The organism is Acidovorax sp., from assembly GCF_016783915.1.
GTDB lineage: Bacteria > Pseudomonadota > Gammaproteobacteria > Burkholderiales > Burkholderiaceae_C > Acidovorax.
Genome location: NZ_JADHVT010000135.1, coordinates 1 through 12795, shown reverse-complemented (window position 1 = coordinate 12795; position 12795 = coordinate 1). Strand labels below are relative to the sequence as shown.

The following is a 12795-nucleotide window of genomic DNA, read 5'->3' as shown; positions in this document are numbered from 1 at the left end:
TGCAGCATGTACACCACGTCTTCGGTGGCCACGTTGCCGGTGGCGCCCTTGGCATAAGGGCAGCCTCCCAGCCCGGCCACGGACGACTGGAAGTTCCACACGCCCAGCTCCAGCGCGGCCAGCGTGTTGGACAGCGCCTGTCCGTAGGTGTCGTGGAAGTGGCCCGACACATCGTCAATGCCAAAGTGCTGCAGCGTCGCCTCCAGCGCCTTCTGCACCTTGCGTGGCGTGCCCACACCGATGGTGTCGGCCACGTCCACGCGCTGTACGCCAATGCCCTTGAGCAGGCCTGCGAGGTACGCCACGCGCTCGGGCGCAATGTCACCCTCGTACGGACAGCCCACGGTGCAGCTCATGGCACCGCGCACGCGGATGCCGGCGGCCAGCGCGGCCTGCACCACGGGCGCAAACCGCTCGATGCTTTCGGCAATGGTGCAGTTGATGTTCTTCTGGCTAAAGGCCTCGCTGGCGGAGCCAAACACCACGATCTCATCGGGCTTGTCGAGCACCGCCGCCTCAAAACCTTTGAGGTTGGGCGTGAGCACCGAATACGCGACGCCGCTCTGGCGGGTGATACCTGCCATCACTTCGTGGTTGTCGGCCATCTGCGGCACCCACTTGGGGCTGACGTAGCTGGTGACCTCGATCTCTTTCAGGCCGGCTTGCTGCAGGCGGTGCACCAGCTCGATCTTCACGGCGGCGGGCACCGGGGTCTTTTCGTTCTGCAGGCCGTCGCGGGGGCCAACGTCGATGAGGCGGACGCGGGAAGGGATGCTCATGGGGGCTACCAGGTGAAGAGATCAATCTTGGATTGTCCGGCGTGTGTGCCGCCAAGGCCACCCCATATCCTGCCAGACCATTCGCCGGACGTGCCATCAGCCGCTCGTTCAGCCGCCCGACGTGCCAGCACCTTCCACCTCTTGCCGCAGCAAGGCCACCATCTCCTGCGCAGCCAGAGACAGGGGGCGCCCGCGCAGGGTGATCAGTCCGATGGGCCGGTGCAGTACCGGCGCCTTGAGCGGGCGCGCAACCACCTCGGGCCTGCGCACCACCTGAGCAGCCAGCTCGGGCAACGCACTCACGCCCAGCCCCGCAGCCACCATGGCCGCGATGGTGGCCAGGTGTTCCACCTCATAGCGCGGCGCAAAACGGATGCGATGGGTCAGCAAGGCCTCTTCCGCATACTGCCGCACGCTGGTGCCTGCGGGCATGGAGACGTGTGGCAGCTCGGCCACATCCGCCCAGGCAATGGCGCTGCGCCCTCGGGCCAGCGGGTGCGTGCGCCCCATCAGCAGCACAAAGCGATCGGACACCAGCGGGGTGTAGTCCAGGTCGGCATAGGCGGGGTTGGCAGCCGTGAGGGCAAAGTCCACCCGCCCGGCCCGTACCATGTCAAACGCCGGGCCAGCCAGGCTGTCAAACAACTCCAGCTGCACGCCCGGGTGCTTCGCCGCAAACCGGGCAAACGCGCGCGGCACGGCACCGGCCGCCAGCGACGGCAGCGCCGCCAGCGCCATGCGGCCCACTTGCAGCTGCGCCACCTCCTGCACACGGCGCACGGTCTCTTCCATCTGGTGGCGCAAAAAGCGGGCTTGCTCGGCAAACACCTCGCCCGCCAGCGTGAGCTGCACGGTGCGCGTGGTGCGCTCAAACAGGCGCACGTCCAGCATCTCCTCCAGCCGCGCCACCGTGCCCGATACCGCCGACTGCGACAGGTGCATCTGCAAGGCCGTGCGCCGAAAACTCAGCGTCTCGGCCAACGACAGGAATACATCCACCTCGCGGGCGGACCAATTGATCTTCATAGCCGATCAGTCTATCGAAAAAGACGTCTGGACCGCGCAATGCGGGCCACCTAGACTGATTTCAACGCAAGCACAACGCTGAAGCCTCTTGAAAAAGACAAGGAGACACGATGGAGAAAAACACGCCGCGCAACGCGCGCACCGTGGTGGTGGGCGGAGGCACCATGGGGGCCGATGTGGCCGTGGTCCTGGCACGGGGCGGCGCGCAGGTTACGGTGGTGGACCCCCACGCCGCACGCCGCGACTACCTGTTGCCCCACATTGCACAAGAGCTTGCCGCCGCAGGCCAGGCCACCCATGCCGGCGCGGTGCAGGTATGCGCCAGCCTGCAGGACGTTGACTGGAACGGCGTGGTGCTGGTGGTCGAATGCATCACCGAGCAACTGGCCGCCAAGCAAAAGCTGTTTGCCCTGCTGGAAACCGTAGCGCCCCCCAATGCCGTGCTGGCCAGCAACAGCTCGGGCTTTCCCATCAGCGCCATCGCGCAGGGCCTGGCCACGGCCCAGCGCATGCTGGGCCTCCACTTCTTCATGCCCGCGCACTTGGTACCGCTGGTGGAGGTGGTACTGGGCGAGCGCAGCGACCCGGAGCTGGGCACCTGGCTGCACGCCTTCATGCGCGGCTGCGGCAGCGTGCCAGTGCTGGTCAAGAAGGACAAGCCGGGCTTTCTGGCCAACCGCATGCAGCACGCCCTGTCGCGCGAGGCGTTTGCGCTCATCGACGAAGGCATTGCCTCGCCCGAGGACGTGGACGCCGCCGTGCGCTTCGGCTTTGGTTTCCGGTTCCTCGCTGCAGGCCCGGTGCTGCAGCGCGACCATGCAGGCATTGAGGTGCACACCGCCGCCGCAGCCACCATGTACCCCACGCTGTCCAACACGGACGTGCCCGCCCAGGCCTTGCGCGACAAGGTGGCCCAGGGCCAGCTCGGCATGAAGACCGGCAAGGGCTTTTTCGACTGGCCCGAAGACCGCAAGCTGGCCGAGCGCGCGCGCTACGACACTCTGCTGCGCCAGGGCCTGGCCCTGCTGGCCAGCGAGCTGCCCACCATCGAGGCCCCCACCAACACCTCATCGACTGACACCCCATCGACCACCGGAGCCCGCGCATGAGTGCATCGCCCGCCACCCCCAGCCAGTGGGCCGACCCACTGATCGTGACCGTGGCGCCCAACGGCGCCTACAAGCAGCCTGCCGACCATCTGGCCGTGCCCATCACACCGGCCACGCTGGCCACCACGGCCAAGGCCTGCCTGGACGCGGGAGCGGCCATGCTGCACATGCACATCCGCGACGCGCAAGGCCGCCACAGCCTTGATGTGGAGGGCTACCGCGAGGCGCAGCGCGTGGTGCGCCAGGCTGTGGGCGACGCGATGGTCATCCAGATCACCAGCGAAGCCGCAGGCGTGTACCAGGCCCCCGCGCAGATCGCCATGGTGGAGGCCCTGCAACCCGAGGCCGTGTCCATCGGCCTGCGCGAAATCGACAAGTCCGAGATCGGCGAAGCCGGTTTGCAGCGCTTCTTTTCAGACCTGGCGCAGCGCCGCACCATGGTGCAGGTCATCCTGTACGACGTGGCCGACCTGCGCCGCTGGCAGGCCTTGCGCGCCAGTGGCGTGGTGCCCGATGCGCCGTGGTTCCTGCTGTTTGTGCTGGGCCGCTACAGCGCGGGGCAGACCTCCAGCCCGCGCGATCTGCTGCCCTTCCTGGCTGCCCACCAAGGCCCGGAGCCCTGGGCCGTGTGCGCCTTTGGTGCTGCAGAAAACACCTGCATCACTGCCGCCACACTGTTTGGAGGACATGCGCGGGTCGGCTTTGAAAACAACCTGCTGTGCAAGGACGGCAGCGTGGCCCCCGACAACACCGCGCTGGTGCGCCAGGCCGTCGATGCCGCCGCCGCGCTGGGCCGCCCGCTGGCCACCGCAGCCGATATCCGGCAGCGTTTTGGCGCAGGCTGAGCTGCCCCGCCCGACAGCGCGCCCTATCCATTGACATCAACCCGCAGCAGACGGGCTTTATCCATCCCCCAGGAGACAGACATGCAACACCGCCCAATTTCCTCGCGCATGCCCCGCGCCACCCGCCGCACCGTGCTGCACGCAGCCCTTGCCGTCCCCCTGGCCCTAGGCCTGGCGGGCCAGGCCGCCGCACAGTCGACCGCCACCGCTTTCCCCAGCAAGACCATCCGCTTTGTGGTGCCCTACCCACCCGGTGGCCCCACCGACCTGATGGCCCGCATGCTGCAGCCCGAGCTGCAAAGCCGCCTGGGCGTGACCGTGGTGGTAGACAACAAGGGCGGTGCTGGTGGCAACACGGGCAGCGCCGAGGTCGCCAAGCAGGCCCCGGCCGACGGCCACACCCTGCTGCTGGCCGCCAGCGGCCCGATGGCGGTCAACCCGTCGCTGTACGCCAGCATGCCGTTCAACCCGCTGACCGATCTGGCGCCGGTGATCCAGCTGTCGGCGTTCCCGTTGGTGCTCGAAGTGCACCCCTCGCTGGGCGTCAAGACACTGGCCGAGTTCCTGGCCATGGCCAAGGCCGGCAAGCCAGTGCTGAGCTACGCGTCTGCCGGTAACGGCACACCTCAGCACCTGGCGGGCGAGCTGTTCAACACCACGGCGGGCGTGAAGATGGGGCATATCCCTTACCGGGGCGCAGGCCCCGCGCTCAACGACCTGATCGGCGGGCAAGTGAACGTGATGTTCGACATCGTCGGCAGCTCGTTACCCCACATCCAGGCGGGCAAACTCATCCCGCTGGCCGTCACGTCGAGCGAGCGTGCCAAGGTCCTGCCCAACGTACCCACCATGGCCGAGGCTGGCATTGCGGGCTACCAGATCACGGGCTGGCACGGCATTGCAGTGCGCGCAGGCACACCGCAGGCCACCATCGACAAGCTCAACGCCACGGTCAACGCCATCTTCAAGGAGCCCGCCTTCCGCGCCAAATGGGAAGCCATCGGCACGCCGGTGGTGGCGGGCAGCGCGGCCGACTTTGGTGCACTGATCAAGGCCGACGCGCAGCGCCTGGGCAAGCTGGTGCGCGATGCTGGCGTGACGGTGGATTGAACACCGCGCGTCGGGGTTCTCTGGCTCAGTAGCCGCGTGCGGGGTTCACCACACCCGCCACGGCCTCGCCGTGCTCCAGTGCCACCATCTTGCGCGCAATCTGCGCAATGCTTTCGTCGCGCAGCGTGCGCGCCGAAGTGTGGGGCGTGATGGTGATGCGTGGGTGGTTCCAAAATACGTGGCCTGCGGGCAGCGGCTCGGTGCGGAACACATCGAGCGTGGCACCCGCCACGTGGCCGCCGCCTATGGCGGCGATCAAGTCTTCGTCCACCAGGTGCGCGCCGCGCGCCACATTGATCACGTAAGCGCCGGGCAACAGGCGGGCGAGCGTGTCTTTGTGGATGACGTTGGTCGTGTCAGGTGTGAGGGGCAGCAGGTTGACCAGCACGCGGCTGGCGGCCAGAAAGTCGTTGAACTGCTCCGCACCCGTGAAGGCGCGCACACCATCGATGGCCTTGGGGCTGCGGCTCCAGCCGTTGATGGGAAAGTCAAACAGTGCCAGCGTCTTGGCCACACGTTCGCCCAGTACGCCCAGGCCCATCACGCCGATGGGGAAATCGCTGCGCATTCGGGGCTTGCGGTAGCCCCAACGGCCGGCGGCCATGTCAGCCTCGTAGCCATCAAACTCCCGAAAGTGGCGGATGACCGCATGGCTCACGTACTCGGCCATCTGCACGGCCATGCCCGCATCGTCCAGCCGCACCACCAATACATGGGGTGGCAGGCGCAGCTTGAGCAACCCATCCACACCCGCGCCGATGTTGAATAGCGCCTTGAGGCCCGGCTGCTCGTCCATGAACTGCTGGGGCGGCGCCCAGACCACGGCGTAGTCGGCCTGCGGCGCGCCCGGTTGCCACACGGAAACATCAGCGCCAGGCAATGCGGCGGACAGGCCCTGGAGCCAAGGGTCGGCCTTGGTGTCGGTACAGCAAAAAGTGATTTTCATGGCGCCTAAGGGTAGCCGCATCGGGCACCTCGCGCTGTCACCTGCAGGGCGCCCTGGAGCCGATCAGGCCTTTTCGGCCGCCACCAGCTTGAGCAGCTCGGCCCCTTCGGTGACCTGGTCGCCGGGCGCGTACAGCAGCTCCTGCACCACACCGTCGGCCGGGGCGGCGATGGTGTGCTCCATCTTCATGGCCTCCATCACCGCCAGGGGCTGGCCTTTGGCGACCTTGTCGCCCGCCTTCACGGCGAACGACACCACCTTGCCGGGCATGGGGGCGGTGAGGCGCCCACCTTCAGCTGCGGCCTCGCCCGCGTGGGCCAGCAGGTCGATGGCGGTGATCTGCGTGGCGCCCAGCGGGGTGAACACGTGGTCTACCTCACCTTGCGCATAGACCGCGGCGCGCGTGCGCTGGCCGGCAAACTGCAGTTCAATGCCTTCGGCCTTAGCGGAAAACACCAGCGGTCCGGCCACGGCGTGCTCTCCCTCACCCACCGTCAGGTGCAGGCTGCCGCCACGCTCGTAGTTCAGCCAGGCCTTGGCATGTTCGCCACCAAACTCAAACTCAAACCGGCGCTGCACCACACCATGCGTGTGGAAACCATCGCGGCGGCTGAACGGGTCCACGCCTTCGGTGGCGCGCTCATTCAGCAAGGTCTGCGCCACGGCAGCTGCGGAAGCCAGCGGCAGGCCGACGGGCTCCTGGTGGAACAGCACGGCCTGTTCGCGTGGGATGAGCGCGGTATCGAGCTGCGCACGGGCAAACGAATCGGTGCGCGCCACGCGGCGCAAGAACTGCACGTTGGTGGCCAGGCCCACGATGTGGGTCTGCGCCAGCGCTTCATCGAGCCGCGCCAGGGCCTGTTCGCGCGTGTCGCCATGCACGATGAGCTTGGCCACCATGGAGTCGTAGAAGGGGCTGATCGCATCGCCCTGGCGCACGCCGGAATCAACACGCACCGCGACACCTGTGTCGCTCACATTCGCTCGTTCAAACGTCACGCACTCGGGCAGCGCATACACATTGAGCGCGCCCGTGGCAGGCAGGAAGTTGTTGTCGGGGTTCTCGGCGCAAATGCGGGCCTCGATGGCGTGGCCTGTGATGCGCAGGTCGTCCTGCTGGAGCGGCAGCGGCTCGCCCGACGCCACGCGCAACTGCCACTCCACCAGGTCCAGCCCGGTGATGGCCTCGGTCACGGGGTGCTCCACCTGCAGGCGGGTGTTCATCTCCATGAAGTAGAACTTCATCTGCTCGGGCGCATCGTAGCCGCCGGGCTGCTCCACGATGAACTCCACCGTGCCCGCGCCCACGTAGTTCACCGCCCGCGCGGCAGCCACTGCGGCCTCGCCCATACGGGCGCGCAACTCGGGCGTCATGCCGGGAGCGGGCGCTTCTTCCAGCACCTTCTGGTGGCGGCGCTGCACCGAGCAGTCGCGCTCAAACAGGTACACGCAGTTGCCGTACGTGTCGCCAAACACCTGGATCTCGATGTGGCGCGGGCGCTGCACATATTTTTCGACCAGCACCGCGTCGTCACCAAAGCTGTTGATGGCCTCGCGCTTGCAAGAGTCGAGCGCTGCGGCAAAGTCCTCGGCCTTGTCCACGGCGCGCATGCCCTTGCCACCGCCGCCCGCGCTGGCCTTGATGAGCACGGGGTAGCCAATGAGGTCCGCCTCGCGTTGCAGCAGAGCCGGGTCCTGGTCAGCCCCGTGGTAGCCGGGCACCAGGGGCACCTGGGCCTGCTCCATGAGGCGCTTGGACTCGGCCTTCAGCCCCATGGCATTGATGGCGCTGGCAGGCGGGCCGATGAAGACCAGACCCGCGTTGGCACAAGCCTTGGCAAAGTCTTCGTTCTCACTCAGGAAACCGTAGCCAGGGTGGATGGCCTGCGCGCCCGTGGCCTTGGCAGCCTCGATGATGCGTTCCCAGCGCAGGTAGCTGTCCTTGGGCGCGCTGCCTCCGATATGCACGGCTTCGTCGCACACGGCCACATGCTTAGCGTTGGCGTCCGCATCGGAATACACGGCGACAGTTTTCACGCCCAGGCGCTTGGCAGTTGCGGCCACACGGCACGCGATCTCACCCCGGTTAGCAATCAGAATCTTTTTGAACATTTAAGCCACCTTGGCAGAACCAGAAAATAAAGAAGACAAGCGCCGCACCACGGCGCGCAAAAACTTGAACAGCACCACCAGCAGCAGCAACGACACGACCACCATCACGACCAGCGCGATGCCGAAAGCCACCGGGTGCTGCGTGGCCAGCCACACCACAGCCACCACCAGGCCATCTTCAAAGAACGACAGGCCCCAGTTGGAAAAAGGCTCCGGCGACGTATTCACCGCCGCCCGCGTGGTCATCTTGGTGGCCAGGGCGGTGGCCGAGAGCGATCCGCCCAGCAGCCCCGCCACCACAGCCATCGTGGCGTTGTCGGCACCAAACACGCCATAGGCCAACGCGGCGCCCGCGGGCACGCGGATGAAAGCGTGGATGGCGTCCCAGGCGCTGTCCACCCAGGGCACCTTGTCGGCAAAAAACTCCACCATCACCATGAAGCCGCTGACCATCAGCACCAGCGGGTGCTGCAGCATCGCCAGGCCGGGCGGCAGGGGCATCCAGCCCAGCACACCCATCATGCCGACGAGGAACACCACCGCATACAGCCGAAACCCGCTGGCCCAGCCCAGTGCAGCGGCCAGTGCCAGCAGGCTGGGCATGTCGAGCCGCGCCGTGGCCGTGGCTGCCGCGTCGCCCACGGCGCGCGCGGTGCCGCCATCCACATGCAGCCCCAGCGTGTGGAGCCACTGCACGATGTTGAACCAGAGGGTGTCCATGGCCTGCTTGTACCGATCAGCCCAACCAGTTGGGCTTGCGCTTATTGAGGAACGACTGCACGCCTTCCCTGCCCTCGTCGCTCGCACGAATCTCGGCAATGCCTTGCACCGTGGCGGCAATCAGGCCCGCGTTGATCTCCCGTTCTGCCACATCCATCACCAGCTTCTTGCACACGCGCACAGCGTTGGGGCTGGCGCTGGTCAGGGCCTTGAGCAGTTCGTCCACCTTGGTGTCGAGCTGGTCTGCGACCACGACCTCATGCACAAAGCCAATGCGCAAGGCTTCGGCCGCGCCAAAACGCTCAGCGGTGAGGAAGTACCGGTGCGCAGCACGTGCGCCCATGGCACGGATCACATAGGGGCTGATGGTGGCGGGGATGAGCCCCAGCTTCACCTCGCTGAGGCAAAAGCCTGCTGTGTCCACGGCCACGGCCATGTCGCACGCGGCCACCAAGCCCATGCCACCGGCGTACACATCGCCCTGCACGCGGGCGATGGTTGGCTTGGGGCATTCGTAGATCACGCGCAGCATCTCGGCCAGCTTGCCCGCGTCGGCGATGTTTTCGTCGCGCGTGTAGTCGGCCATGCGGCGCATCCAGTTGAGGTTGGCACCGGCGCAAAAGGCAGGGCCTTCTGCGGCGAGCACCACGGCGCGCACGTCGGCACGCCCTCCGACTTCCAGAAAGGCGGCGGTGATCTCGGCAATGACCTCATCGCTGAAGGCGTTGCGGATTTCGGGCTGTGTGAGCGTGATGCGCGCCACGGCGCCTTGGTAAGTGATTTGCAGGTTGCTGCTCATGGGATGGTTCCGGCCTGTTCGGCCTGCAGGAAATAGACAAGGTCCAACTCAGGGCAGGGCTGGCCCAGGGCGGTCAGTGCGGCCGTGATCTGGCCCCGGTGGTGGGTGCCATGGTTGAACACATGGGCCAGGGTGGCGGCAAAGGGCAGAGATGCCGCCGTGCCGCGCATGGTGGTGTAGTCCAGCGTGCCGCTCCAGCGCTCGGCAGGCCAGGTTGCGATCAGCGGAGCCCAACGGGCCGCACCTTCTTGCAGGCGCAGCGCGAGTGCCTTCCGGTCAGCCTCCACTTCAGCATCCAGCGCTACTTTGGGCGAGGTGCCTTGCGAGAATCGCACAAACCACAGCAAATGCTCGCCCACGAGCAGATGGTTGAGCGTGCTGTGGATGCTGCGAAAGAACAGTCCCACATCGCGCCGGTAGTCTGCCTCCTGCAAGGTGTCCACGACATCAAGGAGGCGGTCCGTGGCCCACTGGTTGTAGCGTGCAAGCTGGCTGAAATGCTGGATGGGGTTCATGGCGCCTTCCGCGTGCCCAGCACCCGGCTCCAGAACGATTGCAGGGCGGCCAGCGACTTTGCGCGCGCCTGCAGGTTACCGCCCTGGTGCACCCCCTGTACTGAGGTACCGTTAGGCACATCGCCGCGCAGACGCACGGGCGCTGTGCCGTCAAAGCCGTGGTAGCTGCCCTCGTACACATGCACGGTGACATCGCTGCCCGCGCGGGCCTGGAGTGCGGCGGCCCATTCCACGCAAGGTTGGGCCGGGGTCCAGTCGTCCAGTGCGCCCAGTTGCATCAGCAGCGGAACACTCTCTGCCACGGCCTGGCGTTTGAGCAAAGGCACGCAGCCAGGGTAGAAGACCGCCGCGCCAGCCAGTGGCGGCTCGCCCTCTTGGAGGTCGGAGTGTCGCTGCACCAGCAGATTCAACGTCGTGGTGCCGCCGTTGGACCAGCCCATCACGCCGATGCGCTGCGCATCCACGCCGGGCTGTGCGACCAGCCACACCAGGGCAGCGCGCGCATCCTGCGCGCGATCGTTCACGCCCAGAGTGCGGTCGCGGTAGCGGGTTTGGCACACGTCATGCAGCCCGCGCGATCCGAAACTGTCGGGCATCAGCACGGCATAGCCTGCGGCATGCAGCGTCTCGGCGGTTTCCCTGTAGCGGGAAGACAGCACACCCGTCTTGGCATACAGACCACCACAGCCATGCAGCGCCAGCACGGCCGGCTGTGCGGACGCAGTGGCATGCACTGATGGCTGGGGCGCAGGCCACCAATGGGCACGCAGCACGGCGCCGGAAGGCAAAGGCAACTCCACCTGCTGCAGCACTACAGGCGCCTCAGCGGCCGGCTGGGCCCATGCAGCACCAGCGCAGGCACCGGCCAGGGCCAACGCGGCGAAGGCCTTGCGGGGGAAGAGGTGGGTGGCAAACGTCATGGCACCCAGGTCAACGCCCAGCAGGGGTTGGGAACCCGTTCGTATCCAGAAATTCGGAAACGGCGGGCTGCCACACTTGCGGGAAACGCGTGAAAAGGGAGTGCCCATCTTCACCATGCGGAGGGAACTGCACAAAGCCCGCCTTGCCCCCCGCCTTGGTGAACGCGGCATGCCACTGGCGCGGCAACTGGGGGCCGAAGTACATGTCGTTTTCGGTGTAGATCCAAAGCATGGGCACCTTGGCCTGCGCACCGTAGGTCTGAAAGGTGCGCTCCAGCGCAGGCTGCGAGCAGGGGTTCTGGGGCCGGCCCTTGGGGTCACCGCCACTGCCGCCTGCAAAGTTGATGGCCGCCACCACACCGGGCGGATTCATCGCGGCCAAGGCCACCGTGCTGGCGCCACCGAACGACTGCCCGACCACCAGCACCCTGTCGGGCGCAACGTCGGGCCGCTGGCGCACGGCGTTCAGGGCGGCCAGCATTTGCACGGCAGCAGCGTCGAACCCTGGCGGGTAGTTGCGGTTGTTGCAGGCCCCCGTGTCCTCCACATCCTCACCACCGCTCACGCCATAGCCCACGCGGGTCGGCACGGCCACCACAAAGCCACGGCGCAGCAGGTAGCGCGACGCATCGGTGTAGCGCGCCCGCCCCAGGCTGGCCCGGCCTTGCACATCCGGTGCGCGACCGTGGTTGATGAGCGCAATCGGCGCAGGCCGGGGGTTGGTGTCGTCGGACCAGACCGTCACGCGGATGTCTTGGGCGATCTGCTTGCCCCAGGGGTTTTTGATCTGCACAGGCACATCGATCTGCTCCTCCACCACCCGTGCATGCGCGGCACCGGCCAGCACCGCCAACGCAACACCCCAAGCCAGTCCATAAGACACGCGCATCTCAGCAGCCCCTTACATGCGGAACAGACCGAACTTGGTGTCTTCGATCGGCGCGTTGCGCGTGGCGGCCAGCCCCAGCGCGAGTACACGGCGGGTGTCGGCCGGGTCGATCACGCCGTCGTCCCACAGGCGCGCGGTGGCGTAGTAAGGGTGGCCCTGGTCTTCGTACTGGCGGCGGATGGGGGCCTTGAAGGCTTCTTCTTCCTCCATGCTCCACTGGCCGCCTTTGCCTTCGATGCCATCGCGCTTCACGGTGGCCAGTACACCGGCCGCCTGCTCGCCGCCCATCACGCTGATGCGCGCGTTGGGCCACATCCACAGGAAGCGCGGCGAGTACGCGCGGCCGCACATGCCGTAGTTGCCCGCGCCAAAGCTGCCGCCGATGATGATGGTGAACTTGGGCACGCTGGCCGTGGCTACGGCCGTGACCATCTTGGCGCCGTTGCGGGCAATGCCTTCGTTCTCGTACTTGCGGCCGACCATGAAACCGGTGATGTTCTGCAGGAACACCAGCGGGATCTTGCGCTGGCAGCACAGCTCGATGAAGTGCGCGCCTTTCAGGGCCGACTCGCTGAACAGAATTCCGTTGTTGGCGATGATGCCGACCATCATCCCTTCGATGCGCGCAAAACCTGTAACCAGCGTGGTGCCGTAGCGTGCCTTGAACTCGTCGAACTCGCTGCCGTCCACGATGCGCGCAATGATCTCGCGCACGTCAAACGGCTTGCGCGTGTCCACAGGGATCACGCCGTACAGCTCGTCTGCTGCGAATTTAGGAGCTACCGGCGCATGATCTGCGGGCGCCTGCGGCTTGTTTTTATTCAAATTGCGCACGGCATTGCGTGCCAGTTGCAGCGCATGCATGTCGTTCTGCGCCAGGTGGTCGGCCACACCCGACAGGCGCGTGTGCACGTCGCCGCCGCCCAGGTCTTCCGCCGTGACGACCTCGCCCGTAGCGGCCTTGACCAGCGGCGGGCCGCCCAGAAAGATCGTGCCCTGGTTCTTGACGATGATCGATTCATCGC

General features: G+C 66.5%; 13 protein-coding genes. 3 read left to right on the top strand and 10 right to left on the bottom strand.

The features are described from left to right. Both ISS20_RS19455 and ISS20_RS19450 read right to left on the bottom strand, forming a co-directional pair. Positions 1-779, bottom strand: a 779-nt coding sequence (locus ISS20_RS19455) for a hydroxymethylglutaryl-CoA lyase (protein ID WP_291438701.1), incomplete at its 3' end; no start/stop codon positions are given. Between the two features lie 108 nt (positions 780-887). Further along, positions 888-1805 carry a LysR family transcriptional regulator gene (locus ISS20_RS19450; RefSeq protein ID WP_291438699.1) on the bottom strand — a complete coding sequence of 306 codons (918 nt, stop codon included), beginning with the start codon at positions 1803-1805 and terminating at the stop codon, positions 888-890. Between the two features lie 110 nt (positions 1806-1915). Between ISS20_RS19450 and ISS20_RS19445 the strand changes: the two genes are divergently transcribed. From ISS20_RS19445 to ISS20_RS19435, 3 genes are all read left to right on the top strand, one after another. After that, positions 1916-2914, top strand: coding sequence for a 3-hydroxyacyl-CoA dehydrogenase NAD-binding domain-containing protein (locus ISS20_RS19445; protein ID WP_291438698.1), 999 nt, complete (start codon positions 1916-1918; stop codon positions 2912-2914). Then, complete coding sequence (locus ISS20_RS19440) at positions 2911-3759, top strand: 3-keto-5-aminohexanoate cleavage protein (RefSeq protein WP_291438696.1); 849 nt, start codon at positions 2911-2913, stop codon at positions 3757-3759. The genes ISS20_RS19445 and ISS20_RS19440 overlap by 4 nt, the downstream gene beginning before the upstream one ends. A gap of 81 nt (positions 3760-3840) precedes the next feature. After that, entirely contained in the window at positions 3841-4869 is a 1029-nt protein-coding gene (locus ISS20_RS19435) for a tripartite tricarboxylate transporter substrate binding protein (RefSeq protein WP_291438694.1), read from the top strand. A gap of 25 nt (positions 4870-4894) precedes the next feature. On the opposite strand, the gene ISS20_RS19430 is transcribed toward ISS20_RS19435, so the two are convergent. The 8 genes from ISS20_RS19430 to ISS20_RS19395 form a co-directional block, all read right to left on the bottom strand. Continuing rightward, positions 4895-5815 (bottom strand): glyoxylate/hydroxypyruvate reductase A, encoded by a 921-nt coding sequence (locus ISS20_RS19430; protein WP_291438692.1) that lies wholly within the window; start codon positions 5813-5815, stop codon positions 4895-4897. Positions 5816-5878: 63 nt separating this feature from the next. Next, positions 5879-7927 carry an acetyl/propionyl/methylcrotonyl-CoA carboxylase subunit alpha gene (locus ISS20_RS19425; protein WP_291438690.1) on the bottom strand — a complete coding sequence of 683 codons (2049 nt, stop codon included), beginning with the start codon at positions 7925-7927 and terminating at the stop codon, positions 5879-5881. Beyond that, positions 7928-8647, bottom strand: a complete 720-nt coding sequence (locus tag ISS20_RS19420; protein ID WP_291438688.1) for a DUF4126 domain-containing protein — start codon at positions 8645-8647, stop codon at positions 7928-7930. A 16-nt stretch (positions 8648-8663) separates the two neighbouring features. Then, entirely contained in the window at positions 8664-9446 is a 783-nt protein-coding gene (locus ISS20_RS19415; protein ID WP_291438686.1) for an enoyl-CoA hydratase/isomerase family protein, read from the bottom strand. Continuing rightward, entirely contained in the window at positions 9443-9961 is a 519-nt protein-coding gene (locus ISS20_RS19410) for a DinB family protein (RefSeq protein WP_291438684.1), read from the bottom strand. Before ISS20_RS19410 ends, ISS20_RS19415 begins: the two co-directional genes overlap by 4 nt. Further along, the gene (locus tag ISS20_RS19405) at positions 9958-10881 is read right to left on the bottom strand and encodes a prolyl oligopeptidase family serine peptidase (RefSeq protein WP_291438683.1); all 924 of its coding nucleotides are present in this window, start codon (positions 10879-10881) and stop codon (positions 9958-9960) included. Before ISS20_RS19405 ends, ISS20_RS19410 begins: the two co-directional genes overlap by 4 nt. 10 nt (positions 10882-10891) lie before the next feature. Then, complete coding sequence (locus tag ISS20_RS19400; protein WP_291438682.1) at positions 10892-11770, bottom strand: dienelactone hydrolase family protein; 879 nt, start codon at positions 11768-11770, stop codon at positions 10892-10894. A 12-nt stretch (positions 11771-11782) separates the two neighbouring features. Next, positions 11783-12795 (bottom strand): carboxyl transferase domain-containing protein (locus ISS20_RS19395; RefSeq protein WP_291438680.1); only part of this gene is annotated, 1013 nt, incomplete at its 5' end.